The 25,611-nt window shown below is 60.1% G+C and carries 21 protein-coding genes, 1 tRNA gene and 2 pseudogenes; 17 read left to right on the top strand and 7 right to left on the bottom strand.

Annotated features, from left to right (window positions below; translation table 11 throughout):
- Nucleotides 1–20: 20 nt before the first annotated feature.
- Complete coding sequence (locus IB249_RS25975) at nucleotides 21–1,094, bottom strand: 3-deoxy-7-phosphoheptulonate synthase (protein ID WP_192308677.1); 1,074 nt, start codon at nucleotides 1,092–1,094, stop codon at nucleotides 21–23.
- Between the two features lie 616 nt (nucleotides 1,095–1,710).
- On the opposite strand from IB249_RS25975, the gene IB249_RS25980 reads away from it, so the two are divergent.
- The 5 genes from IB249_RS25980 (at nucleotide 1,711) to IB249_RS26000 (ending at nucleotide 5,499) form a co-directional block, all read left to right on the top strand.
- Complete coding sequence (locus IB249_RS25980; protein WP_192308679.1) at nucleotides 1,711–2,175, top strand: GNAT family N-acetyltransferase; 465 nt, start codon at nucleotides 1,711–1,713, stop codon at nucleotides 2,173–2,175.
- Between the two features lie 125 nt (nucleotides 2,176–2,300).
- Complete coding sequence (gene uvrY, locus IB249_RS25985; RefSeq protein ID WP_008015884.1) at nucleotides 2,301–2,942, top strand: UvrY/SirA/GacA family response regulator transcription factor; 642 nt, start codon at nucleotides 2,301–2,303, stop codon at nucleotides 2,940–2,942.
- 2 nt (nucleotides 2,943–2,944) lie between these two features.
- Entirely contained in the window at nucleotides 2,945–4,768 is a 1,824-nt protein-coding gene (gene uvrC / locus IB249_RS25990; RefSeq protein ID WP_192308681.1) for an excinuclease ABC subunit UvrC, read from the top strand.
- Nucleotides 4,769–4,800: 32 nt separating this feature from the next.
- Nucleotides 4,801–5,361, top strand: coding sequence for a CDP-diacylglycerol--glycerol-3-phosphate 3-phosphatidyltransferase (gene pgsA, locus IB249_RS25995; RefSeq protein ID WP_192308683.1), 561 nt, complete (start codon nucleotides 4,801–4,803; stop codon nucleotides 5,359–5,361).
- A 62-nt stretch (nucleotides 5,362–5,423) separates the two neighbouring features.
- A tRNA-Gly gene (locus tag IB249_RS26000) sits at nucleotides 5,424–5,499 on the top strand.
- An 84-nt stretch (nucleotides 5,500–5,583) separates the two neighbouring features.
- Here IB249_RS26000 and IB249_RS30040 read toward each other — a convergent pair.
- A pseudogene (locus IB249_RS30040) lies at nucleotides 5,584–5,743 on the bottom strand (type II toxin-antitoxin system ParD family antitoxin); the annotation flags it as partial.
- Between the two features lie 47 nt (nucleotides 5,744–5,790).
- Between IB249_RS30040 and IB249_RS26010 the strand changes: the two are divergent.
- The 4 genes from IB249_RS26010 to IB249_RS26025 all read left to right on the top strand — a co-directional run bounded on the left by IB249_RS26010 (nucleotide 5,791) and on the right by IB249_RS26025 (nucleotide 12,189).
- On the top strand, nucleotides 5,791–6,321 hold the full coding sequence (locus tag IB249_RS26010; RefSeq protein WP_412548028.1) for a sigma-70 family RNA polymerase sigma factor: 531 nt from the start codon (nucleotides 5,791–5,793) through the stop codon (nucleotides 6,319–6,321).
- Nucleotides 6,314–7,282, top strand: a complete 969-nt coding sequence (locus IB249_RS26015) for a FecR domain-containing protein (RefSeq protein ID WP_192308688.1) — start codon at nucleotides 6,314–6,316, stop codon at nucleotides 7,280–7,282. The genes IB249_RS26010 and IB249_RS26015 overlap by 8 nt, the downstream gene beginning before the upstream one ends.
- Nucleotides 7,283–7,361: 79 nt before the next feature.
- Complete coding sequence (locus tag IB249_RS26020) at nucleotides 7,362–9,791, top strand: TonB-dependent siderophore receptor (protein WP_225607198.1); 2,430 nt, start codon at nucleotides 7,362–7,364, stop codon at nucleotides 9,789–9,791.
- Nucleotides 9,792–9,984: 193 nt separating this feature from the next.
- Complete coding sequence (locus IB249_RS26025) at nucleotides 9,985–12,189, top strand: hypothetical protein (protein WP_192308690.1); 2,205 nt, start codon at nucleotides 9,985–9,987, stop codon at nucleotides 12,187–12,189.
- A gap of 106 nt (nucleotides 12,190–12,295) precedes the next feature.
- Here the strand turns inward: IB249_RS26025 and IB249_RS26030 are convergent.
- Nucleotides 12,296–12,486 (bottom strand): annotated as a pseudogene (locus IB249_RS26030) (carbohydrate porin); the annotation flags it as partial.
- 109 nt (nucleotides 12,487–12,595) lie between these two features.
- On the opposite strand from IB249_RS26030, the gene IB249_RS26035 reads away from it, so the two are divergent.
- The 6 genes from IB249_RS26035 to IB249_RS26060 all read left to right on the top strand — a co-directional run bounded on the left by IB249_RS26035 (nucleotide 12,596) and on the right by IB249_RS26060 (nucleotide 18,514).
- Complete coding sequence (locus IB249_RS26035; RefSeq protein WP_192308692.1) at nucleotides 12,596–13,102, top strand: sigma-70 family RNA polymerase sigma factor; 507 nt, start codon at nucleotides 12,596–12,598, stop codon at nucleotides 13,100–13,102.
- The gene (locus IB249_RS26040; protein WP_192308694.1) at nucleotides 13,099–14,061 is read left to right on the top strand and encodes a FecR domain-containing protein; all 963 of its coding nucleotides are present in this window, start codon (nucleotides 13,099–13,101) and stop codon (nucleotides 14,059–14,061) included. The genes IB249_RS26035 and IB249_RS26040 overlap by 4 nt, the downstream gene beginning before the upstream one ends.
- Before the next feature lie 98 nt (nucleotides 14,062–14,159).
- Complete coding sequence (locus tag IB249_RS26045) at nucleotides 14,160–16,583, top strand: TonB-dependent siderophore receptor (protein WP_192308696.1); 2,424 nt, start codon at nucleotides 14,160–14,162, stop codon at nucleotides 16,581–16,583.
- Between the two features lie 194 nt (nucleotides 16,584–16,777).
- Nucleotides 16,778–17,218, top strand: coding sequence for a DNA methylase (locus IB249_RS26050; RefSeq protein WP_192308888.1), 441 nt, complete (start codon nucleotides 16,778–16,780; stop codon nucleotides 17,216–17,218).
- Between the two features lie 93 nt (nucleotides 17,219–17,311).
- The gene (locus tag IB249_RS26055) at nucleotides 17,312–17,539 is read left to right on the top strand and encodes a PLD nuclease N-terminal domain-containing protein (protein ID WP_192308698.1); all 228 of its coding nucleotides are present in this window, start codon (nucleotides 17,312–17,314) and stop codon (nucleotides 17,537–17,539) included.
- A 45-nt stretch (nucleotides 17,540–17,584) separates the two neighbouring features.
- Nucleotides 17,585–18,514, top strand: a complete 930-nt coding sequence (locus IB249_RS26060; protein WP_192308700.1) for a ZIP family metal transporter — start codon at nucleotides 17,585–17,587, stop codon at nucleotides 18,512–18,514.
- Nucleotides 18,515–18,590: 76 nt separating this feature from the next.
- Here IB249_RS26060 and IB249_RS26065 read toward each other — a convergent pair whose 3' ends face one another.
- The gene (locus IB249_RS26065) at nucleotides 18,591–19,814 is read right to left on the bottom strand and encodes a zinc-dependent alcohol dehydrogenase (RefSeq protein WP_192308703.1); all 1,224 of its coding nucleotides are present in this window, start codon (nucleotides 19,812–19,814) and stop codon (nucleotides 18,591–18,593) included.
- A gap of 191 nt (nucleotides 19,815–20,005) precedes the next feature.
- Between IB249_RS26065 and IB249_RS26070 the strand changes: the two genes are divergently transcribed.
- Nucleotides 20,006–20,251 carry a hypothetical protein gene (locus tag IB249_RS26070; protein WP_192308890.1) on the top strand — a complete coding sequence of 82 codons (246 nt, stop codon included), beginning with the start codon at nucleotides 20,006–20,008 and terminating at the stop codon, nucleotides 20,249–20,251.
- Here the strand turns inward: IB249_RS26070 and IB249_RS26075 are convergent.
- From IB249_RS26075 to IB249_RS26085, 3 genes are all read right to left on the bottom strand, one after another.
- A complete protein-coding gene (locus tag IB249_RS26075) occupies nucleotides 20,242–20,502 on the bottom strand; it encodes a hypothetical protein (RefSeq protein ID WP_192308705.1) in 261 nt (86 codons plus the stop codon). The two genes, IB249_RS26070 and IB249_RS26075, sit on opposite strands and share 10 nt — an antisense overlap.
- Nucleotides 20,503–20,605: 103 nt before the next feature.
- Nucleotides 20,606–21,895, bottom strand: coding sequence for a carbohydrate porin (locus IB249_RS26080; RefSeq protein WP_192308707.1), 1,290 nt, complete (start codon nucleotides 21,893–21,895; stop codon nucleotides 20,606–20,608).
- 101 nt (nucleotides 21,896–21,996) lie between these two features.
- Nucleotides 21,997–24,402 (bottom strand): glucose/quinate/shikimate family membrane-bound PQQ-dependent dehydrogenase, encoded by a 2,406-nt coding sequence (locus tag IB249_RS26085; RefSeq protein WP_192308709.1) that lies wholly within the window; start codon nucleotides 24,400–24,402, stop codon nucleotides 21,997–21,999.
- Between the two features lie 394 nt (nucleotides 24,403–24,796).
- Between IB249_RS26085 and IB249_RS26090 the strand changes: the two genes are divergently transcribed.
- Nucleotides 24,797–25,576, top strand: coding sequence for an SDR family NAD(P)-dependent oxidoreductase (locus IB249_RS26090; RefSeq protein WP_192308711.1), 780 nt, complete (start codon nucleotides 24,797–24,799; stop codon nucleotides 25,574–25,576).
- Nucleotides 25,577–25,611 lie beyond the last annotated feature (35 nt).

Genomic DNA, 25,611 nt, shown 5'->3' on the forward strand with positions numbered 1-25,611 from the left:
CTCCCGGGAGTCGTTAGCTGTCAGCTGCGAGTCGCACGCAACCTTTGTGCCGCCGACCGTAACAGATCTTCCGTCCCCTCCCAACCCAGGCAACCATCGGTCACCGATACGCCGTACTTGAGAGAAGGCGTCAACGGCTGGCACCCCTCGAACAAATGACTTTCGATCATCATCCCGATCAAGGACCGGTCGCCCTGGAGGCGCTGTTCAAGCACGTCGTTGAACACCGAGGGTTGACGCAGCGGGTCCTTGCCGCTGTTGGCGTGGCTGCAATCGACCATGATCCGCGCCGGGATTTTCAACTTGCTCAGGTCGCTGTTCACCTGGGCCACGCTGGCGCGATCGTAGTTCGGGCCGCGATGGCCACCGCGCAGGACCAGGTGGGTGTCAGGGTTGCCCGGGGTCTGGATGATCGCCGGGTGGCCCTGACTGTCGACGCCGAAATGCCGGTGAGGGTGAGCGGCCGAGCGCATCGCGTCACTGGCGACGCCGACGCCGCCATCGGTGCCGTTCTTGAAGCCGACCGGCATGTTCAGGCCGCTGGCCATTTCCCGGTGGATCTGCGATTCGGTGGTGCGGGCGCCGATGGCGACCCAACTGAGCAGGTCGTCGAAGTAGCCGGCGGCCATGGGTTGCAGCAACTCCGTGGCCACCGGCAGGCCGAGGCGGAGCATTTCGCGCATCAGCTCGCGGGACAGGGTCAGGCCGGCGGCCATGTCATCGCTGCCATCCAGGTGTGGGTCGTAGGCCAGGCCCTTCCAGCCGACCGTGGTGCGCGGTTTTTCCACGTAGGCGCGCATGACCAGCAGCATTTGGTCGCTGACGTCGGAGGCGAGGCGGGCGAGGTGGCTGGCGTATTCGAGGGCGGATTGCGGGTCGTGAATCGAGCAGGGGCCGACGACCACCAGCAATCGGGCGTCTTCACCGTTGAGAATGGCGCGGACAGCGTCGCGGTGGGCGGCGACTTGTCGGGTGAGGTCGTTGCTCAGGGGCAACTGCTGTTTGAGTTGCAAGGAGCTGGGCAGGCGCAGGGTCAGCGCTTCGTTGGCCGGGCTCAGGGTGGACAGTGGCAAGGCAGAGACGGACGAGTTCATGTTCAGGCTTCCTGGGCGAGCGGCGGGTTCTTCCCGCGCACTCGGCCCTACAGGGGTGTTCGACAATTGGCCGGATTGGCTGCGTGTGTGTGCTTGCCACCAGTGGGTGACCGATCGGAGGCGGCAGGCTGTCCCGAGCGGAGGCTGCTAAATCGCCAGGCGGTGAAGGTGTCGTAGCGGTAACAGGTGGCGTAGTTCATGGGGTAAATCCTCAAATTGTCTGGTTGTTGCGAAAAAGTGTCGGGGCTGAAAAACAAAACCCCCGGTCGGGAGGCCGACCGGGGGTTGAGAATTCTCTGGTGGCGACCCGTTTAAAGTGGGCGCCGTGTGGGTATCAGGCGCGCCAGTGGCTAAACCAATACCCAAAATAAAAGCTGACCGAAGCACAAACGCTGTTCGCCCGGGCAGCCGCAACCGAGCGCGAAACGCTGGCAGTAAGAAGCGGTGAGAGGGCGTTGAACATGGTGTGTCTCCGATGAATGCCCCGAGCTTACTAGAGGGCGGTACGCGGATTCAATCAGAAATTGCTATCAATGGCCGGTGGCGTTGTCTATCGCTTGAGTGGGCCCGAGGGTGTGACACACTTGGGGTTCATCAAGGCATCCCAAGACGAACCATGAACTCATCGCCCCCCAACGGCGGATTTGACTGGCGCCCTGCAACGGCGGCCGACCTGGCCTTTGCCCGCGACTTGACCTGTCAGAACTTGCTCCATTACTACATTCGGCACGATCTGCCGTGGCAGGACGAGGCCTTTGACGTGGCCTGGGCGGGCCGCGACAACCGCTTGATCGTGCGCGACGCCGTCCCGCTGGGCTTTGTCAGCCTGAGTCGGGACGCCAGAGCGCTGTACATCCGAGAACTGCACGTCATCGAGGCCTTTCGTGGGCAGGGTGCCGGATCCTGGGCGATCGATCAGGTATTGGCGCTGGCGCGCCACGAACGACGGCCGGCCCTGCGCTTGACGGTGTTCGAAAATAATCCGGCCAAAAGGCTCTATGAGCGAAAGGGCCTGACGGTGGTTGGCACGGACGAGTGTTTCCTGAGAATGCAGTGCGAGGTTGCGCGCGCAAATCGCTGAAACACCTGCAAGACAAGCCTTTCAAGATGTATTGAAACTTTTATATGGCGCTTGCCGCTAGGTCTGCCAGTCGCTTTTTGCTAAGGTGTCGGCAACTCAATAAGACCATATCGCGAGGTGTCTGCTTGATTAGGGTGCTAGTAGTCGATGACCATGATCTCGTTCGTACAGGCATTACACGAATGCTGGCTGACATCGATGGCCTGCAAGTGGTTGGCCAGGCTGAGTCCGGGGAAGAGTCCCTGCTCAAGGCACGTGAGTTGAAACCCGATGTGGTCCTGATGGATGTCAAGATGCCCGGCATCGGCGGTCTTGAAGCCACCCGAAAATTGTTGCGCAGTCACCCGGACATCAAGGTCGTCGCGGTCACCGTGTGCGAGGAGGACCCGTTTCCCACCCGTTTGTTGCAGGCCGGTGCTGCGGGCTACCTGACCAAGGGCGCGGGGCTGCCGGAAATGGTCCAGGCCATTCGCCTGGTGTTCGCCGGGCAGCGCTACATCAGCCCGCAGATCGCCCAGCAGTTGGCGATCAAATCCTTCCAGCCCACCAACGATTCGCCGTTCGATGCCTTGTCCGAGCGGGAAATCCAGATCGCGTTGATGATCGTCGGCTGCCAGAAAGTGCAGATCATCTCCGACAAGCTGTGCCTGTCGCCCAAAACCGTAAACACCTACCGTTACCGAATTTTCGAAAAGCTTTCGATCAGCAGCGATGTCGAGTTGACGCTGTTGGCGGTTCGTCACGGCATGGTTGATGCCAGCCTCTGAACATGACTGAAACCTTCGATCCAAGCGCGTTCCTGTCGACGGTCAGTGGGCGCCCCGGCGTCTACCGCATGTTCGACAGCGAGGCGCGTCTGCTCTACGTCGGCAAGGCCAAGAACCTCAAGAATCGCCTGTCGAGCTATTTCCGCAAGTCCGGCCTCGCACCGAAGACCGCCGCGCTGGTGGCACGCATCGCCCAGGTCGAAACGACGATCACGTCCAACGAAACCGAAGCCCTGTTGCTCGAGCAGACGCTGATCAAGGAATGGCGCCCGCCCTACAACATCCTGCTGCGCGACGATAAATCCTACCCCTACGTGTTTCTTTCCGATGGCCAGTTTCCACGCCTGAGCATTCATCGCGGGGCGAAGAAGGCCAAGGGCAGGTATTTCGGCCCTTACCCCAGCGCTGGGGCGATTCGCGAAAGCCTGAGCCTTTTGCAGAAAACCTTTTTCGTTCGCCAGTGTGAAGACAGCTACTACAAGAACCGCACGCGGCCGTGTCTGCAGTACCAGATCAAGCGCTGCAAGGCGCCCTGTGTCGGGCTGGTAGAGCCCCAGGTGTACGCCGAAGACGTGCGTCACTCGGTGATGTTCCTGGAAGGGCGCAGCAATGCGCTGACCGACGAACTGTCTGCGGGCATGGAAGAGGCGGCGATCAATCTCGAGTTCGAGCGCGCCGCCGAATTGCGCGACCAGATTTCCCTGCTGCGCCGGGTCCAGGACCAGCAGAGCATGGAAGGCGGGTCGGGGGATGTCGATGTGATCGCCGCGTTCGTCAACCCGGGCGGTGCCTGTGTTCACCTGATCAGCGTGCGCGGCGGCCGGGTATTGGGCAGCAAGAATTTCTTCCCGCAGGTGGGTATTGAAGAGGACGTGTCCGAAGTCATGGCGGCGTTTCTCGGTCAGTACTTCGTCAGCAGTCCCGAACGCGATTTGCCCAGCGAGCTGATCGTCAACGTGGTGCATGAGGATTTCCCGGCGCTGATCGAGGCCATTCACGAACTGCGGGGCCGGGAACTGAGCATCAGTCACCGGGTGCGTGGCACGCGGGCCCGCTGGCAGCAACTGGCGGTGACCAACGCGGAGCAGGCGCTGGGTGCGCGCCTGGCCAACCGGCAACACGTGGCCGCGCGTTTCGACGCCCTGGCCGATGTGCTGAAACTGGATGAACCGCCGCAGCGCCTGGAGTGCTACGACATCAGTCACTCCAGCGGCGAGGCGACCGTGGCGTCCTGCGTGGTGTTCGGTCCTGAGGGCCCGATCAAGTCCGATTACCGTCGCTATAACATCGAAGGCGTGACCGCCGGCGATGACTACGCCGCCATGCACCAGGCGCTGACCCGGCGCTTCAGCAAGCTGAAGGACGGGGAGGGCAAGCTGCCGGACATTCTGCTGGTGGACGGTGGCAAGGGCCAACTGTCCATGGCGCGCGATGTGCTCAACGAACTGGCGGTGCCCGACCTGATCCTGTTGGGCGTGGCCAAGGGCGCGACGCGCAAGGCCGGTTTCGAAACCCTGTACCTCAACGATGCCGCCCACGAATTCACCCTGCGCGGTGATTCCCCGGCGCTGCACCTGATCCAGCAGATCCGCGACGAGGCCCACCGGTTCGCCATCACCGGGCACCGCGCCCGCCGTGGTAAAACACGCCGCACGTCTACACTGGAAGGCGTCGCCGGGGTCGGGCCGACACGTCGGCGCGATCTGTTGAAACATTTTGGTGGATTGCAGGAGCTGTCTCGTGCCAGCATCGAAGAGATCGCCAAAGCACCGGGGATCAGTAAAAAGCTCGCAGAGTTGATTTATGCAAATCTGCACAGCGAGTAGAATGCCCCCTCACCTCGTAGCCAGTTGTGCCGATGAATATCCCTAATCTGATTACCGTTCTACGCGTTCTGCTTATCCCGATCTTCATTTTGCTGTTCTACCTGCCTTACCAATGGAGCTACGCGGCCTCTGCTTCGGTCTTTGCGTTTGCCGCCGCCACCGATTGGCTGGACGGCTACCTGGCCCGCCGCCTGGAGCAAAGCACCCCGTTCGGGGCTTTTCTCGATCCGGTGGCAGACAAGCTGATGGTCGCCGTGGCCCTGGTCCTGCTGGTGCAGGAGCACGCCAACCTGTGGCTGACGCTGCCGGCTGCCGTCATCATCGGCCGTGAGATTGTGGTCTCGGCATTGCGCGAGTGGATGGCCGAAATCGGTGCGCGTGCCCACGTCGCCGTGTCGAACCTGGGCAAATGGAAAACCGCCGCACAAATGCTGGCCTTGGTGATCCTGCTGGCGAACCCGTCGCATTTCACCTTCTGGGTCCTGCTCGGCTATGCCTTGCTGATGATCTCCGCCGGCCTGACCCTGTGGTCCATGGTCCAGTACCTGCGAGCCGCATGGCCGCATCTGAAGATCGACGTGGAAAAGAAATAAACTTTTTTGAATCAAAGGGTTGACGGGCCATCTGGATTCTATAAAATGCGCCACACCAAGACGCGGGAATAGCTCAGTTGGTAGAGCACGACCTTGCCAAGGTCGGGGTCGCGAGTTCGAGTCTCGTTTCCCGCTCCAAATCAAAGAAAAAGCCACTCAATCGAGTGGCTTTTTTTTGCCTGGAATTTGAGTTCGAGTTGGACGCCAAGGCACGCAGCGCCTGATTTTTGAGTTGTCTTCAGCGACACGCCGTTCCAAGAGGCGCAAGCCTTCACATCACCTCGCTGGCATCCTGATAACGGCCGGACCGAACCAAGTCATGGATAACCTGTTCCTGTATAGGGGTAACTTTTGACTTGCACCAACCCGGGCTTCCACTGATAGAATGAGATGAATTCTCATTTGTATTTATCTTATCCCGTGCACTCTATCTCATCGGCACCCCCCCACCGGCATCAGTCCATCGATCAGCTTTACGGCCACCACCACGGCTGGCTGCTGGGTTGGCTGCGCAAGCGCCTGGGCAATGCCGCCGACGCGGCGGACCTGGCCCAGGATACGTTCGTGCGGCTGCTCAGCAGTGCGCCCGACGAACCGCTGAGCTTCACGACACCGCGCGCCTATCTGGCCACTATTGCCAATCGCCTGAGTATCAATCTCTATCGCCGGCGCTCGCTGGAGCAAGCCTATCTGGCGGCGCTGGCGCAGACGCCGGAAGAGCTGGCACCGTCACTGGAGCATCAGGCGCTGGTACTGGAGGCCCTCGACGAAATTGACCAGGTCCTCGCGATATTGCCCGCCAAAACCCGGCAGACGTTCCTGATGGCGCAACTGGAGGGTTACACGCAGGAAGAGATCGCCAGCCGCCTCAATCTCAGCGTGCGTTCGGTGCAACGCTACCTGGCACGGGCGTTCGAAGAATGCATCGTGCTCGCCAGCCAGGGCGCGCGGTATGAGTGACAAGCCCATCGACCGACGTATTGCCCGTGAGGCGGCCGACTGGTTCGTGCGCTTGCAGAACAGCGGCGCCTGCGCCGCCGAGCATGCGGCCGGCGCCGAATGGCGGGCGCGGCACGCGGATCACGAGCGGGCGTGGCAACTGGCCGAGCGCTTCAGCGATCGAGCCCAGCAACTTGCCGGTGGTGTCGGACGGGCAGCTCTGGAGCGCCCGCGCGGCCTGGAGCGACGACAGGTGCTCAAGACCCTGGCGTTGCTGATTGTCGCCGCGCCCCTTGGTCTGGCAGCACAGCGCAGTCTGCCGTGGCGCGAGTGGCAGGCGGACGAGCGCACCGCCACGGGCGAGCAGCGCACCCTGCGCCTGCCGGATGGCGGACAGATTCGCCTGAACACCGGCAGCGCTGTCGATATCGCCTACGACGACAGCGTTCGCCGTGTGCGTCTCATCGCCGGTGAGATGCTCGTCGAGCAGGTGCCCCGCGAGCTTGCCAGGCGCCCGTTCATCCTCGATACCGCCGACGCGGAAATCACGTTACTCGGCAGCCGCTTTCTGGTGCGTCAGTACCCGCACAGCACGTACCTCGCCGCGCTGGAGGGCGCTGTCGAGATACGCCCCTACCTGTCGGGTGATGACGGCCTGAGGCGTCTGGCGGCTGGCCAGCAGACCCAGGTCAACCGCCGGGCAGCGGAGCCCTCGACGGCACTGGCGCAGAATCGTCTCGACTGGCTCAGCGGTGTGCTGCGCGCAGAAAAGATGCGCCTCGATGACTTCATCACCGAGCTGGATCGTTATCGGCCTGGCCTGCTGCGTTGCGATCCAGCGGTGGCCGGGCTGCTGATCTCCGGCGCCTTTCAGCTGCGCGACACCGACCAGATTCTCCGCGCACTGAGTCAGACTCTGCCGGTGAATGTCCACTACCGCACGCCTTACTGGGTCACCATTACCACCCGGGCAAACGCGTAATAAAAATCGTTGTCGTGTTTTCCTCAGGCTGCGTGTCCCTCCTGTAAGCACATCACTTTCACAGGGTAGGGACGAACACATGGCGACGACGCAGGGCATGCAACCATTGGCACGGGCAGTACACACGGCCGCACTGGGGCTGATCATCGCGGGCGGCAGTCTGGCTGCAGCCTCATCGCAGGCGGCCGAACCAGGCGTACAACAGAACCGTGCCTATCATGTGCCCGCCGGCAACCTGAGCCGTTCCCTTTCCGAGTTCGCCAGCCAGGCCGACATCACCCTGCCCATCGAGCCGGGCCTGGTGGAGGGTTTGCACAGCCCCGGCCTGAATGCCGCCACCAGCGTGGAAAGTGGCCTGCAGCAATTGCTGCAGGGCACAGGTCTGCAGGCTTCACCGCAGGGTAATGGCCTCTACCTGCTGACACCGCAGACAGCGGGCTCCAGCCTGGAACTGGGCGCTACCAGCATTACCGGACAGCACCTGGCGGCCACGACCGAGAACAGCGGTTCCTACACCACCGGAACGATGCAGACGGCCACCAAGCTGCCCTTGAGTTTGCGCGAAACGCCGCAGTCGGTCAGCGTGGTCACGCGCAAGCGTATGGACGACAAGGCCATGACCAGCATCAGTGATGTCGCCAAAAGCGCGCCGGGCATTTTCCTCAATAACGCCGGTGGGGTAGGGCGGCCGACGTTCAGTGCACGCGGTTTCGACATCGACAACATCCTGTACGACGGTTTTCCCACCAGCTTCCTGACCTACCTGCCCAGCGGAGAAGCCAACCTGGCCATGTACGACCGGGTGGAAATCGTTCGCGGTGCCGCTGGCCTGACCCAGGGCGCCGGCAACCCGGCCGGCGCCATCAACCTGGTGCGCAAACGCCCGACCCCTGTATTCCAGGGCACGCTCACCGGCAGTGCCGGCAGCTGGGATGATTACAGCAGCACACTGGACGTCGGAGGCCCGCTCAATGAAAGCGGGACCTTGCGCGCCCGGACCGTGATCTCGGGGCAGGACGCCAAAAGCTTCCGGGACTCGGTCGAGAGCGACGCGCAACTGTTCTATGGCGTGGTGGACGCCGACTTGAGCGAAAGCACCACTCTGACGCTCGGTGCCTACCGGCAGAAGAACCATACCAACTACATCTGGGGCGGTTTGCCCATGGCCCGGGGCGACGGCCATCTCGGGCTGCCACGCGATACCTTCCTGGGCAATGACTGGGAATACTCGGACAACCGCACCACGGGTTATTTCGCGACCCTGGAACAAGGCCTCGCCAACGACTGGACGCTACGCCTGGCAGCGATGCAGACGAAGACCGACACCAACGTGCTGGCCTCATCGGTGTGGGAATACAATCGGCACTATCTGTGGACCGAAGCCATGGAGCAGAAGGAAACCGGCTATGACCTGGCGCTCAGCGGTCCCTTCCAGTTGCTCGGCCAAGTGCATGACCTGACCCTGGGCGTCAGTCGGCGCGAGCTGGATTATCGTTCCGGCGACGCCTGGAGCAGTTTCATCGACGCGGGCAGCAATCTCTTCGAGTGGGATCCCCGTGATCATGACAAACCGTATTACGTCACTGGCGATAATGGCCTTCCCGAGACCACCACTCAAGACAGCTTCTATGCCAGTACCCGCCTGCGCTTGAGCGAGCCACTGTCGCTGATTCTCGGCGGCCGTCTGGACTGGTACGAATTCGAAGACAAAGCCAGCAGTGAAGCCAACTTCAAGGTCACTCGCAATCTGACCCGTTATGCCGGCCTGGTCTACGACCTCGACGACAATCACTCGGTCTATGTCAGCTACACCGATATCTTCAAGCCGCAGACCAGCAAGGGCCTGGACAGAAAAGTGATCGAGCCTGTCGTGGGCGAGAACTACGAAGTGGGCATCAAGGGCGAATACTTCAATGGCGCACTCAACGCCAGCCTGGCTGTTTTCCAGATCGACCAGAAGAATCGCGCCCAGGAGCTGCCTGATTCCAAAGGCTGCGGTTCAGGCGCGGCCAGTGCGTGCTACGAGGCTGCCGGGCTGGTGCGCAGCAAGGGCGTTGACCTGGAAATCCAGGGCGCCCTGACCGACAACTGGCAGCTGGCTGCCGGCTACACCTACACCCAGACCCAATATGTCAGCGACGCCAATGCCGCCCTGGAAGGCGAAGACTTCGACCGCAAGAAGCCGCGTCAGCTGTTCAAACTGGCCACGATCTACAACCTGCCCGATGAGCTGCAGCGCTGGCGCATTGGCGGTGATGTCTACCAGCAGAGCCGCATCCGCACCTCCGGAGGCACCGGTGCCACGGCCTGGAAAAACCAGCAGGGCTCGTACACGGTGGTCGGCCTGGTGGCCGGCTACAAGGCCAGCGAGCAAATGGATCTGCAGCTCAACGTCAACAACCTGTTCGACCGTACTTATTACAGCAGCGTGGCCAACGGAGCCTACAGCCCGTATGACATTTACGGCGATCCACGCAATTTGAAACTGACTGCGCGCTACAGCTTTTAAGGCTGTTCGACGTCGCATCGCCTCATATCACGTCCTCAGCAGATCGACTCCGTTGGCCCGTTCTTGAAACATCTCCGGCGATAGACAGCTGCTCAGCGGGATGCCCTACCGGCGGTGATGCGACCACGTTGCTTCGTTCACCTCGTGAAACCCGGCCTTGCGCCGGGTTTTTTATGCACGTTTTTTTGCCAACATGAACATCTTTCCTGACCGGCTGTTCATCGAGGCAAAGAGCCGAAGGGCAGAGCAGGGCGAGATGAAACCGAGCACTTTGAAGGCCACGCCATTCGATGGCATGGCGCGTGTTCAGGCAAGGTGGGAATCACCCGAAGGGTTTTATGCGGTAAAGTCAGGCACATTTCTTTCTGAAATCCTGCCGATGACAAGCAAAGCTCACTTCCGCGACGTGCAGTACATTCCCCAGGCCAAGAATTGGGACAGCTTTCAGAACATGTGCCTGCATGTCTACGAAGAGCTCTACCACAGCTCGCGCCTGTATGGGCGACACGGACAGATCCAGCACGGGCTGGACATCCTCCTCAACGATTACCGAGCAGCCCCCATCAACAAGCATAAAGGCATGGTCTTTGTGCAGTGTAAATACACCTCGAAAGACGAGCTGGCCTTTGCTGCCGTCAAGGATGACATACTGGCTGCGCGCGACAAGATCATGACCTCCGAGGACTATGCAGGCGTCTATTTGTACATCGTGGTGACCAACACAAAAAACGATGTCAACCTGCACGACAACCTGCAAACGCTCAAAGTGCAGGAGGGTTTGTCCTTCGAAATTGAACTGCACACGTGGGACAAGGTATGCAGCCTCATCCAGAAGAGCGACAGACTCTGGGAGCTCTACAATGATGACCCTGGCTCAGGCGTCGATGCGGGCATGCGTGTTCAAGTCCACCAGATGACCGATGAAATTTGCAGGCTGGTGCAGCAGCGATGCCTTGCAGATGCCTTCATGTATGACCAGCAACGACGCGGTCTGCATCGAAAGCCAGGCTACGGATATTCCGCGACGCCGGCTCCCGAAAACGTCTGGAGTCGCAGCCCTGAACTGCGCAAGGCCTTGCTGGATCTCTATGACCAAGCCGCCGACTCACGAAGCGCTTTTCCGCTTCTGGATCATGAGTTCAGCATTGGCAACATGCAGAGCGTTGACAGCTGCCTCGCTTACTTGCGGTCCGCCCGCATCGTCGGGAATCTGCGATCCCCGGACGTCGTGTTCCTGGTTGTGGGTGATAAACCGAGCTTCACCCGAAGTCTCGAAGCTTTGGCGGATAAGATTTTCGAGATGGAAGGTTCGCCGGAAAAACTGGCGTGCCTCGCGATGATTTTGATCATGGAGTCGAGCAATCCCGACGTCCAGGATGCAGCGCTGCAGATGATGATTCGTCTGCGGGACCGCGATGCCGGTACAGCGTGGGAACACACCACGCTTATCGCTCATGCCGTTGTCCGCTATTACTACGTCGTACGCCGTGGATGGGCGCCAATGGCCAGGTACTACACTGTAGGCGATACCCTGGGGCTGCGGTCCCGGATTGGTATCGGCAGCGAACTCCTGAACAAGCCTTTCAATCATGATGAACGTATCAATGTAACGATCACCGGGGTCAATCCGCTCAACATTCCGCGATACGGTTTTGGGAGTTACTCGGTCAACAGGAATTTGAGTCGGTTCATGTCTGGTGGCCGTGACAACCTCGTGCTCCCCGAGCTCTGCGCTGAATGCTGCATTTATTCATCCGCGGATTACGACGGCGGCATGCCTCATTGGCGCGAGTACAAGGCTCAATTGACGGATCAACGCGTGGTCGACTTCCCGACGCTCGCCCGAGCAGCAGCTAAGAATGTTCACAGGCAGCTGTTGGAGCAATACACACCCGTGATTACCGAGCGGACTTTCGAACGCCTGCTTGGCTACCGCGCATACTTGAGAGCGTATGTCGGACGGATAGGCGAGCCTGATAAATACGCGAAGAAACTGGAAACGATTGAATCTCTGATCAGTGCCTGCCGATACCCTGAAAATGTCCGAGACCTTGGAAAGGGCGCGGTATGGGTGGTGCCTGTGTATGACAACCCACCTCGACGACTGGGCGACAGGGTGCAGGATAGCGGATTCAACCGTGGTCCCTTCACCTTGGCGAGTGAGCGGCTGTCTTACTGGCGCCAATGGGCAGAAAACCTGCCCGGTGTGGGTAAATGGCGAGACGAGCTCGAGCAACGGTATGTGAATCGCAGTGATGAGTTCTCGCTCAGCTGTCTGCTGGCATTGCACCGACATCAGGCAATGCTGACGTATGACCATCAACTGAGCTCTCAGGCCGCGCAGATGGGCATTGCAGCTGACTATCCCCACCGGCTGGAAGCTCGTAGTTTGCTATGACTGGGGGAGGTTGCGGGCTACGCGCTGCTTGCTGAGGCGATTGCCCAGTGCGCAGCAGACCCTCACTTGCACTGATTTTCAGATCGCCAATTCCATGCAGACGATAAGGGCGCAGCGTCAGCCAGGGAGTGGCTTGGTAGCCGTAGCCAAGCTCGATCAGTTGCTCGGCACTGTCCAAGTTCGGCAACGTTGTACCTTTGGCCAGCGCGGCGTCCTGCTGCACAACGCGGCTGCGCGGGTTGGGTACAGCCCGGCCATAGCCCAACGCGGGCGGCCTTCGAACGGTTTGTACAGAACCGCCGGTGGCCGCGAGGTCTACCGAGCGAAACCGCCGTAAACACTGTACAACCGCCCGCTCGATCAATAAGATGAGAAGAATTATCATTCATGTTGTGTGAGCCCCCCAATGCAGGATGCCAGCCCCACATCGCCCGTCGAACAGTTGTACGAGAATCATCACAGCTGGCTGCAGGGCTGGCTGCACCGGCGATTGGGGCACAGGGCCGATGCCGAGGATCTGGCGCACGACACGTTTATCCGTGTACTTCGGGCCCCTCATCAGGTGACGGAGCTGCGCCAGCCCATGGCGTTTCTCGCGTCGATTGCCAATGGATTGCTGATCAATCGCTGGCGCCGTCAGGAGATCGAGCGGGCCTATCTTGAGGCGTTGGCTGCACGGCCTGAAGCGAGGGTGTCCTCGCCCGAGGATCGGTACCTGGTAATCGAAACGTTGCTGCAACTCGACTCTTTGCTCATTGGCCTTTCCGTGCGCGTCAGGCAGATTTTCTTTTTGTCCCAGATCGATGGCCTGACTTACCCGCAGATCGCCGTGCAGTTGGGGCTGACTGTGGCTCAAGTGCAAAGGGCCATGGGCAAAGCGTTCAGCGTTTGCTATGCGAGCCGTTTTGAATGAGGGCTGCCGTTAATCCGCAAGTGCGCGATATCGCCATTGATTGGCTCGTCAGGATGCAGTCCGGTCTTGTGAGTGCGCCTGATCTGGAGGCATTGCAGCGTTGGCGCGAGTCAAGTGAAGAGCATGAAGATGCTTGGCAGCGTGTCGCCAGCTTGCCGCTGTTGCAGCAGCCCGGGGCGAATCTTTTGCACGATGCCACCGCGCGAAGGGCGCTGGAGTCGGCCGGGCCGAACATGCAGCGACGTCGGCAGGTGCTCAAGCGCCTGTTGGTCGTTGGTGCGGTTGGCGGTGTCGCCTGGCAAGGCACGGGTACCACACTGGTGCGCTCCGCACTGGCGAACTACCGCACAGCAACCGGTGAGCGCCGCCAGTGGACATTGGCTGATGGCACCTCGCTTTGGCTGAACACGGCCAGCGCCGTGAATCTGGATTTCAATGATCAGGTGCGTCGCCTCCAGATGATCGAGGGCGAACTGGCCTTGAATGTGCGGGCAGGCTCGCGCCCGTTGCAACTGATCACCCCGGACGCGATCCTGCAGAGTCGCGAAGTGCATCTGCAAGTGCGCCATGATCGGCAGGGCACGCAGATCACCGTGCTGGGAGGCCAGGTGCAGGTGCACTCGCGAGGCCGACAAGCATCAGCTTCTCTTGACGCTGGGTGGCAGGCGCGGGTGGATCAATTGGGTATCGGCGTACCGAGCCGTCCCGATCTGCTGGTCACCCAGGCTTGGCTGCGCGGGATTCTGCCAGCGGATCGCCTGCGCCTGGATGCCCTGGTGGCCGAACTCTCGCGTTACCGCCCCGGTATCTTGCGCTGCCATGAACAGGTGTCGGGGTTGCGCCTGACGGGCAGTTTTTCGCTGGGTGACACTGATGCCGCATTGACGCTGGTCGCTCGTACGCTGCCGGTGCGCATCGAGCGCATGACCCGGTATTGGGTTTCGATCGTACCTGCCTGAATTATTTTTTCGGTGGCGCGATAGTTTTTTCAAACTCGCTTGGCCTATAGGGATCACCCACCCGCCAGAGGTGGGTTTTCACCCCTTAGGAGCCCCGTATGATTTCACCTTCCCGCGCCCTGCGTGTCCGTACGTTTGGACTGTTGTTGCTCAGCGTGCAGCCACTTTGCAGCTTCGCCGTTTTCGCCGATGGCAATCGGCAGCATTACAGCATCGACGCAGGCCCGCTGGATTCTGCCTTGTCGCGTTTTGGCGCACAGGCCGGAATCACCATGGCGGGCAGTTCGGCGCTGACGGTTGGCAAGAGCACCCAAGGGCTGCAGGGCGATTTCAGTACTGAAGCCGGGCTGACGCAGCTCTTGCTCGGTTCGGGTCTGGGCTTTGAGCGCCAGGACGACGGTAGCCTACTGTTGGTGCCGGTCAACAGCGACGTCATGGAGTTGGCGCCGACCGCAATCAGTGGCACCGCCTACGACACTTCGCTGGGTCGCAACGATGGTCTGGTCGCCAGCCGAACCATGAGTGCCAACAAGACCGATACGTCGATCATGGAGACGCCTCAATCGATCAGCGTGGTCACCCGCAAACAGATGGACGCTCAACAACCACAAAGTATCGGGCAGGTGCTGCGCTACACGGCGGGGGTCAATGGTGAAGCCAACGGCGTCGATACCCGGCGCGACACTATCAACATCCGTGGCTTTGACGCGACCACCGGCGGCGGCATCTATCGTGATGGCCTGCGCCAGTACAGTTTTTCCAACCAGAGTCGCGCCGTAGGTGAAGTCTATGGTCTGGAGCGAGTGGAAGTGCTGCGTGGGCCATCGTCGGTCCTCTATGGTCAAAGCTCGCCGGGTGGCATGGTCAATGTCATCAGCAAGCGTCCCACCGATGAGCCGCTGCATGAACTGTTGATGCAGGCAGGCAGTTTTGATCGCAAGCAATTGGCAGGGGACTTCGGCGGGCCGCTCACGGATGACGGTGTCTTGACTTATCGTCTCACCGGCCTGTGGCGAGAGAGCGGTACACAGATCGACTACGCCCTGGATGACCGCCAATTCATCGCCCCGGCAATCAGTTGGCGTCCCTCGGAAGACACCTCGCTGACGGTTCTGGCGTCATTTCAAAAAGACCGCAATGTGCTGGGCTACTACGCCTTGCCACGGGTGGGCACCCTCGACAGTTCGCGGTACGGCCGGATCGCCACGGACCGTTTTGTCGGCGACCCCGACTTCGACAAATATGACGTAGAGCAATGGTCGCTGGGCTATCAGTTCGAGCACCACCTTGATGACATCTGGACATTCCGCCAAAACGCCCGCTACAGCCGCTCCTATCAGGAACAGCGCACGATTTACCAATATGGCCTGGATGACGACCAGCGCACAGTGGGGCGCTTCGGTTATCTGGGCCACGAAAAAGTGAAGAATGCGCTGCTCGATAACCACTTCCAGGCGCAGTGGGACGTGGGCCGCTTCGAACACACGACGTTGCTCGGTATCGACTTGCAACACGCCAGCACCAACCAGTTGGGCGGTGGCAACGTAGTCGACCCACTGGATGTCTATGCGCCGATCTATCACCAGGACTACAGCGATCTCGACGCCTTCTACGACATCAACCAGCGTCGTCAACTTGACCAGGCGGGGGTGTATCTCTCGGAACAGCTCAAATTCGATGAGCACTGGGTATTCAACCTGGGCGGTCGCCAGGACTGGGCCCGTTCGAAAACGGTCCATTACGCCACCGACACGGCGGCAGACCTCAAGCAACGTGACCACGCCTTCACGTGGAGAACGGGCGTGATGTACCTGGCCGACAACGGCTTGGCACCCTATGCGAGCTATTCCGAGTCGTTTTTTCCCAACATCACAGCAGTAGCCCGTGATGGCAGTGCCTTCGACCCCGAAACCGGTCGCCAGTACGAAGTCGGGATCAAATTCCAGCCCAAGGGGAGCGAAAGCTACACAGCCGTCTCGTTGTTCGATCTGACTCGTCAGAACGTACTGACTGCTGATCCCGCCAACAATCGCTTTTCGGTGGCGACGGGAGAAATCCAATCGCGCGGTATCGAACTGGAAAGCAAGGCACAGTTGTCCGATGCTCTGGAGCTGATTGCCAACTACAGCTATGCGCACCTTGAAATTACCCGTAGCAACACGGCCGGTGAAAAAGGTCATCAGCCTGGCAATACACCTGAGCAATTGGCTTCGCTCTGGTCGCAATACACGGTTCAGGGCGGTGCGCTGTCGGGCTTGGCGATCGGGGGAGGGGTACGCTATGTCGGTCCCAGCTACATCGACTCGCAAAACAGCGAAGGCATTCCCCACTACACCCTGTTTGACGCCAGCCTGAGCTACGACCTTGGCAAGCTGTCTGCTTCCTATGCCGGTGCGAAGCTGGCGCTCACTGCGTCCAACCTGACCGATGAAACCTATGTCTCTCAGTGTGGCTACACGGGTGACAGCTGCAAATACGGATACCGCAGAAATGTGACCGGCTCGGTGAGTTACAACTGGTAAGGTCTGCGCTTGCTTGCGCACGTCGTCGATGCGCCATCGTCAATCCTGCAGGAGAGTAAGTTCAATAGCGGGCCGCAGGTTGGCGGCTCTGCTCTGCCTTTCGTTCAAGCGGAATAAAACGGGCGACCGGATGGACTTATGGCTCCGACCCAGCGGGAGTGGAATCGGAAATGGCAGGTCTGGAGTGGCAAAAAATGGCCCATATCGTCACCGCGCAAGATTTGCGGATCAATCTCGACGGAGCTAACGAAGACGGGGTGTTCAGATGGTTCATTGCCAGTTTTCTGATGGGCAAACGTATACAGACTGACATCGCCGTCGAGGCCTACAGCGTCATCGTCAACAAGCACAAGAAAGACACTCCTCACAAACTGGCCATGTGCACTCATCGAGAGCTCGTGCGCATGTTGGGTGAAGCTCGCTACGTTCGTTACGACGAATCAACGGCGACTCGTCTGCTGGCTTTGGCGCGGAAGATCGATGATGAGTACGCGGGCAAGGTCAGTCATCTCTTCTCGGCAAGCGAGGATCGCACTGAGGTCATGAGACGATTGCGCGACTTTGACGGGATTGGGCCCAAGACCGCCGAGATTTTCATGCGGGAAATGGACGCGCTGTTTGATTGGAAAGGGTGAAACATCACTCATGAATGAGTGCCAGATGAGATTCCTTGAACGCTCGGGATGATGTGAGGCCTAAGCCTTATCCACGCTGAGGAGGGCGTCATCATGTCGGAAGCTACCAGTTATCTCGCGATCGCTGTTGCGGTGATCATCTTGCTCGTTGATCTGTGGGCCATGGTCAGCGTGTTTCGCAGTGACAAAACAGTGGGTACCAAGGCCGCCTGGGCCATCGGGTTGATCGTCTTCCCGGTGATTGGCTTGGTCGTATGGGGTGTTGCAGGGCCGCGTGGGATCAAGGAAGGGCCGTCGTCGCCTGAACACAGCAAAGGCTAAGCAGCGTCCACGAAAAAGCGCATCTGGAGCAGACAGGAGATTGCCATGCCCGAGCCGCTGACCTCATCAGGCGGATCCTTTCGCTATTGGTGTGCCCGATTCTCAGGCTCCGGCTGGGGTGGGCGAGTCTTCTGGTCAATTCTGGTTGGCGTGACGGTCCTCCTGATGATCAGCGGGTATGGCGCTTTCGTCGGTGCCAATAAGGAAAATTTGCACTTTGCCTTTCTCGGTGGCCTGTCAGGTTTCGCTGCGACGGCCGTAGGCGCTGTGGTGGCGATTGCGTTGCGCGATATCGCCGCCCGAACCCAGGACATCATGCTCGGCTTCGCCGCCGGGATGATGCTGGCCGCCAGTTCCTTTTCGCTGATTATCCCGGGTATCGAAGCGGCTCAGGCGCTTTGCGGTAATCAACTGCTCGCCGCCTGCGTCGTGGTTGCAGGATTGGGCCTGGGCGTGTCGCTGATGGTCGGCCTGGATCGATTCGTGCCTCACGAACACGAGAAAAGCGGCCGTCGCGGGCCTCAAGAGCGGCGCATCAATCGTGTCTGGCTGTTCGTTCTGGCAATCACCCTGCATAACCTGCCGGAAGGCATGGCCATTGGCGTGAGCTTCGCCAACGGCGACATGAAGGTTGGACTGCCGCTGACGACGGCGATTGCCATTCAAGACATTCCCGAAGGGCTGGCTGTCGCTTTGGCCTTGAGGGTGACCGGCATTTCAGCGCTGCGCGCCGCGCTGATTGCGGTGGGTTCGGGGTTGATGGAGCCCATTGGCGCCATCGTCGGTCTGGGCATTTCCAGCAGCTTTGCATTGGGCTACCCCATCGCACTCGGCCTGGCAGCCGGCGCCATGATTTTTGTGGTGTCCCACGAGGTCATTCCCGAGACCCATCGCAATGGTCACGAGACCCCTGCGACGCTGGGGCTGATGCTCGGTTTCGGGGTCATGATGTTTCTCGATACTGCGTTGGGTTAGCGCGTTGCCCAGCTGTAGATGAAGAACGAGAACGCGGTGGGGGACCGGGTTCTCGTCCTCTTCGTTTGTCGAACCTTTATGTGGCCAGTACGGTGCCGCTGCCATCGTTCTCTGGCAAAGCGATGTGGCTATCGCCACGTGTCAGAATGACCTTGCGGCAGTCCTCTTCTTTTTTATCGAAGATCTTGTATCCCTCGGCGGCCTGCTCCAGCGACAGGCGATGGCTGATGATGACTTCCGGTGACAGGCGACCTGTCTCGATGTGATCGAGGAGTTCAGGGAGGAAACGATGCACATGGGTCTGGCCCATTTTGAATGTCAGGCCTTTGTCGAAGGCGTCGCCGAACAGGAAGCCATGGATGAACCCGGAGTAGACGCCCGGGACGCTCACAACGCCGCCGCGTCTGACGGCTGCGATACATTGGCGTAGCGCTTTGCCGCTGCTGCCTTCGAGCTTGAGCGTGGCGAGCACCGTTTCGGTGGTGCTGCCCTTGGCTTCGAATCCGACCGCGTCGACCACGCCATCAACCCCTCGCATGCCCTTGGTCTGGCGAATGATCGTATCGGCAGGATCGTCGTCTTCATCGAAGTTGATCGGAATCACCCCATAGGTTTTCTGCGCGTACGCCAAGCGATAGGGGTGGTGGTCGACCATGAATATCTGGTCGGCGCCGAGCATCCTGGCGCAGGCTGCGCTCAACAAACCGACCGGGCCTGCGCCATAGATGGCGATGCTCGAGCCCTGGCCGATGCCTGCGTTTGTCACAGCCTGATAGGCGGTCGGAAGAATGTCGGACAGGAACAGGACCTTTTCATCCGACAATGTCCCCGGCACTTTGAAAGGCCCGGTATTGGCTTTCGGTACTCGCACATATTCAGCCTGCCCGCCAGGCACGCCACCGTACATATGACTGAAGCCGAAGAGTGCAGCCCCTGGTGGAATCGACTTTTTATTGATGATCGCGCCACGGCCGGTGTTGGTTGTCTCGCAGGCAGCGAACAGGTCCATCGCACAGAAAAAGCAACTGCCGCAGGCAATCACGAAGGGAATGACCACTCGATCGCCCGGTTGTACGGCGGTCACCGCCGGGCCTGTTTCTTCGACGATGCCCATGAACTCGTGACCGAAGATATCGCCATGCTCGACGGTGGGAATTTTTCCTCGGTAGAGATGAAGGTCAGAGCCGCAAATTGCCGTCGCTGTGACCCGAAGAATGATGTCGTCACTGTCCTGGATGACCGGATCTGGAACGTTATCGACCTTGACGCTGTGCGCGCCGTGATACGTGAGAGCTCTCATGACGTTTTATCCCTGACTTGCGATGGTTGTTAGCGGGAGAGGAGTCTCGGTAGACGTAAGTTCAGAGTGATCGAGGGGCGAATGACTAGCGGTCGGCGTTTGATGCACGCCAGCGATTTTTTAAACCTATTGGGGGTGGGGAAGGTCGACTGTTGGAGTCTCTTTGAAGCGAAGGTAGGGGAGATATGGAGTTGGAGGGCATCGATTGGGTGCAATGGCCCGCCATGCTCATCACCGTGGCTTCAGCCTGGTTTATCGGCTCGCAACGAGCGTACCGGCGGATGATCGCTTTTTGGGGATTTATCCTCAGTAATGCGCTGTGGGTGATCTGGGGGCTGCACGCCGACGCCTACGCGTTGATCCTGCTGGAGTGCATTCTCCTGGGGATGAACGCTCGAGGCTTCAAGAAGAACTTCGATGGCCACCGTCAGTCCTGAGACTGCTGGTGTTCCTTGCCCTTGGCGTTTTTCCTGAGCCCCCTGAGGTTCATCAGGAACAGGCAAACCTGCAACACGATCAATGCGTACGCCTGTGCATGGGCACCCCAGATCACCCACAACACATTGCTCAAACTGAAACACACGAACCCGATCATCCGCCGACCTGGCCGCTGCGAGCCGATCAGCCAGGCCGCGAGTACCGTCACCAGCATCGCCGGCCATTGAACCCAGTCCAGATAAACCACCATGTCCTCCCAACAGTTTCGATGTGCTGACTCTCAAGATCTGTCGACAGGTCATTGTGGTCGTCGTTCCACTGCTAAAAAGACGGCGGGCTCACAGCGCACACATTCACAGCGAAGCTTTGACCTGCAGTCCGAGCACCAGGGCGTTGTCGATGTCCTGACCGGAAAACGCGCCCGGTTCGATGATGTATTGCACATTCGGGCGCAGCGTCAGCCAGGGCGTGGCCTGGTAGCCGTAGCCAAGTTCGATCAGTTGTTCGGCGCTGTCCAGGTTCGGCAACGTTGTACCTTTGGCCAGCGCGGCGTCTCGCTGCACTTCGCGGCTGCGCGGGTTGGGTACAGCCCGGCCATAGCCCAGAGCGACGGTGTCACGCGGGCGACCTTCGAACGGTTTGTACAGAACCACGCCGGTGCCGTACCACTTGCTGAACGGTGAAGCGGCTTCACTGGCCGCCGAGTATTGACCGAAGGCATGCAGGCTTCGGCCTTCGGACGAGGGCGAACGCCAGACAGCCTGATCGACCAGTACGTAATGACCGCCGCGTCCGGCGACTTCCTTGTCACTGCCAATGCGTTTCACATCAGAGCTGTCGTAGTAGTAACCGACCTTGTATTCGCCGGGCAACTCACCGGGGTGCTTGTACACCAACTCGATCGGCACCACCGTGCCCGTGGTGTGTTTCGGGCCCAGGTGCCAAGCGCGGCTGGAGTTGCCGTTGCTTTCAGGATCGACATTGAACGCAGCCACGCGCAGCTGCCACGCCGACGACAGGTCGTATTTGACCCGCACGCCCAAATGGGCGTTGGGGTAGTTGGTCCAGCCGCTGCCTCCGGACATGTTCAGCGGATGCCCGCAGAAACCGGCGTTCATGAAGTTGCAGAGAATGCCGCTGTCCAGGCCGCCGAGATCGTTGCCCATGGCCATGTAGCCCAGCTTTACGTTCAGCGCCGGCGTAAACACTGTGCGTTCGTAGCTCAGCTCGGTCAGGCGTGTGTAGAGGCCACCGTAGTTTTCCTGGATCGGCAGACGGTTGCCCACCAAGTCTTCGGAAGCGCTGTTGCCGCGTCGGTCGTTGATGCTCAGTTGCACCTTGCCGGCGTTGTCGACGCCATACAGTTTGCTCAAGTCGAATTGCACGCCGAGCTTGATGTTCTGCGAATAGCGAGCGGAGCGGTGCAGGCCGCCCTGCGCGTTGTAGGCCATTTCGCCGCTGTAGTCGCCGGTGAACCTGACGCCGTCTTCGTCCATCTGGTGGCGCAGGCCACCCCAATCACCGGTGAGGGTATTGCGCGTCAAAAGGTTGGAATCAGCATCGGCAAAGGCGGGCAGGGCGGTGCTGCAGGCCAGGCCCAACAGCACGCCGTTGAGCCAGCCGGAATGATCAAAACGAAACATGAAACTCTTCCTGCGCAAATATTCAGCGATATCGCAAAGCAGTGCGGCACCCGCAGGTGCCGCGCTTGAGAAGCGCCCGTGTTGAACTCGGGCACAGCGGCTTACGGCAAGGCGTAGGCCATCACGTAGTCACCGCGATCGGTCGACTGACGCGCACCACCGGCGGTGATGACCACATACTGCTTGCCGGTTGTCGGCGATACGTAGGTCATCGGGCCACCCTGGCTGCCCACTGGCAGGCGGGCTTTCCATACTTCTTCACCGTTGCCGCTGTTGAAGGCGCGCAGGTAGAAGTCTTGAGTGCCGGCAATGAAGATCAAGCCACCCTGGGTCGACAGGGTACCGCCGAGGGTCGGCAGACCGATCTTGATCGGCAGGTGCATGCGGATACCCAGCGGGCCGGTGTCTTCAACGGTGCCGACGGGAACCTGCCAGGCAATTTTCTGCGTTTTCATGTCGATGGCGGTCAGGGTGCCGAACGGTGGCGCCTGGCAGGGAATGCCAGCCACCGACAGGAAGCGGTTCTTGTTCACTGCGTAAGGCGTGCCTTTGAGCGGCACGGCGCCCATGCCGGTGTTCAGCGCTTCACCACCCCCTGCGGCCTGACCCTTGTTCTGCGACGGGATCATCTGAATCCACAGGCCCAGACGCATGTCGTTGACGAAGATGAAACCGTGCACCGGGTCAGTGGAGAGGCTGCCCCAGTTCATGCCACCCAGCGATCCCGGGAAGCTCAAGGATTTGTCCAGGCCTGGCGCGGTGTACAGACCGTCATAACGCATCGACTTGAAGTCGATGCGGCACAGCAGTTGGTCGTACGGGGTCGCACCCCACATGTCCGATTCGCTCAGGTGCTGGGCACCGATCTGCGGCATGCCCACCGATTTTGGCTGGGTCGGGGAGTAAGGCTCGTCAGGAATGTTGGACGCTTTGACCGGTACTTCTTCAACGGCCGTCAGCGGTTTGCCGGTGGCACGGTCGAGCACGTAGATCTGCCCGGCCTTGGTGCCGATGACCAGCGCCGGAACGGTTTTGCCGTCCTTGGTGAAGTCGATCAGGCTCGGCTGCATCGGCAGGTCGAAGTCCCAGAGGTCGTTGTGCACGGTCTGGAAGACCCAGCGTTCTTCACCGCTCGTCGCGTCCAGTGCCAGGATCGAGGCGCCGTAGGTGTGATCGAGCTTGCTGCGTTCGACACCATAAATGTCGGTGGAAGAACTGCCCATCGGCAGGAAGACCGTGTTGGTCGCCGGGTCATAGGACATCGGTGCCCAACTGTTCGGCGTGCTGCGCACATAGGTACTGCCGTCGGCCGGTGCATTGCGATCCTGCGGGTTGCCCGGGTCGAAGGCCCAGCGCATGGTGCCGGTCATCACATCGAACCCACGGATCACGCCGCCTGGCATGTCGGTTTGCACGTTGTCGGCCACGCGACCACCGACCACGACGGTGGTGCCGGCCATGAGCGGGGCAGAGGACAACTGATAGTAGCTGTCTGGAACATCACCCAGACCGGCCTTGAGATCGACCTGGCCATTGTTGCCAAAACCCTGGCAGAACTCGCCAGTGTCGGCATCGACCGCGATCAGGCGGGCATCAATGGTGTTGGTCAGCAGACGGCGCTGGCAATTGGCCGCCGGCGCCGGTTTGGCTTCGGTGATCGTCGCATCGCTCGGCTGAGCGATAGCGCGGGTGGCGTCGAAATACGCCATGCCACGGCAACGCTGCCAGACTTTCGATTTTGCGTTGATCGCGTTTTTCCAGAGTTCCTTGCCCGTGTCGGCATCCAGTGCGATCAGGTTGTTGTGCGGCGTGCAGATGAACACCTTGTTACCGATCTGCAGCGGGGTGAGCTGGTCTTCGGCGCCATTGCCATCGCTCTCGGCGACGTCACCGGTATGGTACGTCCACGCGACTTTGAGCTTGTCGACGTTGCTGCGATTGATCTGATCCAGTGCTGCGAAGCGGCTGCCACCTTCGGTGTTACCGTAGTGAGCCCAATCTTTTTGCGCCTTGTCCGGGTCAACCGGCGTCAGGCCCGGGCCAGTGCCGGTGGCGGCAACAGTGGGGTGCGCGACGAACATGTTGCCGGCAGCCACGGCCAGCCCGATCGCCAGCACAGCCGCAACGCCGTAAGCGCCACGACCTGGAACGCCACCGTTGGCGCGCTTGAGCAACGGGTAGACCAGCGTCACGGCCAAACCGACCGCGCTGAACATGAACAGGCGCGAGAACACCGGCCAGAAGACCCAACCGGCATCGCTGACGGCCCAGATCGCTGTCCCGACCAGGAACAGCGCAAACAGCCAGGCACCGGCCAGTTTGAAGCGAGCGATCAGCACACCGGAAGCGGCCATCACCAGGCCACCCACCAGGAAGTACCAGGATCCTCCAAGGCTGACCAATTTCATGCCACCAGCGGCTAATGCCAACCCCAGCAGAGCGATGATCACGCCCAGCCCGACCAGAATGAATGTTGATATGCCCGAGAGGCGTCGACCCTGCTTCACGTTGAATGTCCCGTTGAAAAGAGGCGAGCAGTATATAGATAGTTAACTATCTAGTTAAATCAAAGATTCATGCTCAGACAGCGTCCTGCATGCAACCTTCAAAATAGTCCCATTTCTGCCTGGAGCGGCGGAATTTGTGACAGGTTCAGGTCACGGCGTGGCATCGAATGCAACAGACACAAGCCTGAATTACCGACGATTCACCGACGTTCGCCCCCACGATGTGTCATTCCGGACGACGTCCGATCAACGGCAGCGATGGGGAGCCTGCACTGCCTGATGACTCTGCGGGTGAAAGACAAAGCCTATGTTCACTGGCGGTTCGATGCCGCTCAGGCTCCGTCTATTCTGTAAGGTCAGGCAGTACTTTCCGTGTATCCCCGTGGAGCATCGCATGTTGAAAAACTGGAGTGGTCAGGTCGCGTTAGTCAGTGGAGCCGGCAGCGAACATGGGATCGGTCTTGCTATCGCCAAGCGTCTTGGAGACTTGGGGGCAAAGCTGATCATCACGGGCAGCAGTGCTCGTATCCATGATCGCGTCGCGCAACTCAGCGCGGGCGGTTATGAAGTGGAAGGTCGCGCTGCCGATCTCACCCAGCCTGCTCAGGTCGCCGAACTGGTGAGCTGGGCGGAATCGCTCTGGGGGCGCATCGACGTACTGGTGAACAACGCTGGAATGGCCATTCAGGGCGAAGCCGAGGTGTTCTCCGACGTGGCCAATATGAGCGTCGAGGCCTGGAACACCTCGATTGCGCGTAATTTGACGACTGCATTTTTGCTGACCCGAGCAGTGCTGCCAGGGATGCAGCGCCGTCGATATGGGCGCATCGTTCAGATCAGTTCTACGACGGGGACCCGCGTCAGCAATCCTGGCGAGGCAGCCTATGCGGCGGCAAAAGCCGGGATCGTGGGGATGAACATGAGCCTGGCGCTGGAAGTCGCGCCATTCGGTATCACCGTGAACTCCGTGGCCCCTGGATGGATCGCGACGCAATCGAGCACCGCTGAGGAATTGACCGCCGCGCGGTACGTGCCAGTCGGGCGTGCCGGCAGGCCGGAGGAGGTCGCGGCCGCGGTAGCCTTTCTGGCTTCTCCAGAGTCCAGCTACATTACGGGCGAGGTGCTTGTGGTCGACGGCGGTAACTGCCTGTCTGAGAACAAAAGTCCCCGTTGAACACGGAGTTCCGTCTTTTCAGTTCTGGTCTGCCT

It is taken from the genome of Pseudomonas sp. PDM04, assembly GCF_014851765.1.
Taxonomy (GTDB): domain Bacteria; phylum Pseudomonadota; class Gammaproteobacteria; order Pseudomonadales; family Pseudomonadaceae; genus Aquipseudomonas.

Coding starts and splice junctions, on each gene's coding strand:
- IB249_RS25975 (WP_192308677.1), bottom strand. CDS start 1,094: ATGAACTCGTCCGTCTCTGCCTTGCCACTGTCCACCCTGAGCCCGGCC.
- IB249_RS25980 (WP_192308679.1), top strand. CDS start 1,711: ATGAACTCATCGCCCCCCAACGGCGGATTTGACTGGCGCCCTGCAACG.
- uvrC (WP_192308681.1), top strand. CDS start 2,945: ATGACTGAAACCTTCGATCCAAGCGCGTTCCTGTCGACGGTCAGTGGG.
- pgsA (WP_192308683.1), top strand. CDS start 4,801: ATGAATATCCCTAATCTGATTACCGTTCTACGCGTTCTGCTTATCCCG.
- IB249_RS26015 (WP_192308688.1), top strand. CDS start 6,314: ATGAGTGACAAGCCCATCGACCGACGTATTGCCCGTGAGGCGGCCGAC.
- IB249_RS26020 (WP_225607198.1), top strand. CDS start 7,362: ATGGCGACGACGCAGGGCATGCAACCATTGGCACGGGCAGTACACACG.
- IB249_RS26025 (WP_192308690.1), top strand. CDS start 9,985: ATGAACATCTTTCCTGACCGGCTGTTCATCGAGGCAAAGAGCCGAAGG.
- IB249_RS26035 (WP_192308692.1), top strand. CDS start 12,596: ATGCAGGATGCCAGCCCCACATCGCCCGTCGAACAGTTGTACGAGAAT.
- IB249_RS26040 (WP_192308694.1), top strand. CDS start 13,099: ATGAGGGCTGCCGTTAATCCGCAAGTGCGCGATATCGCCATTGATTGG.
- IB249_RS26045 (WP_192308696.1), top strand. CDS start 14,160: ATGATTTCACCTTCCCGCGCCCTGCGTGTCCGTACGTTTGGACTGTTG.
- IB249_RS26050 (WP_192308888.1), top strand. CDS start 16,778: ATGGCCCATATCGTCACCGCGCAAGATTTGCGGATCAATCTCGACGGA.
- IB249_RS26055 (WP_192308698.1), top strand. CDS start 17,312: ATGTCGGAAGCTACCAGTTATCTCGCGATCGCTGTTGCGGTGATCATC.
- IB249_RS26060 (WP_192308700.1), top strand. CDS start 17,585: ATGCCCGAGCCGCTGACCTCATCAGGCGGATCCTTTCGCTATTGGTGT.
- IB249_RS26065 (WP_192308703.1), bottom strand. CDS start 19,814: ATGAGAGCTCTCACGTATCACGGCGCGCACAGCGTCAAGGTCGATAAC.
- IB249_RS26075 (WP_192308705.1), bottom strand. CDS start 20,502: ATGGTGGTTTATCTGGACTGGGTTCAATGGCCGGCGATGCTGGTGACG.
- IB249_RS26080 (WP_192308707.1), bottom strand. CDS start 21,895: ATGTTTCGTTTTGATCATTCCGGCTGGCTCAACGGCGTGCTGTTGGGC.
- IB249_RS26090 (WP_192308711.1), top strand. CDS start 24,797: ATGTTGAAAAACTGGAGTGGTCAGGTCGCGTTAGTCAGTGGAGCCGGC.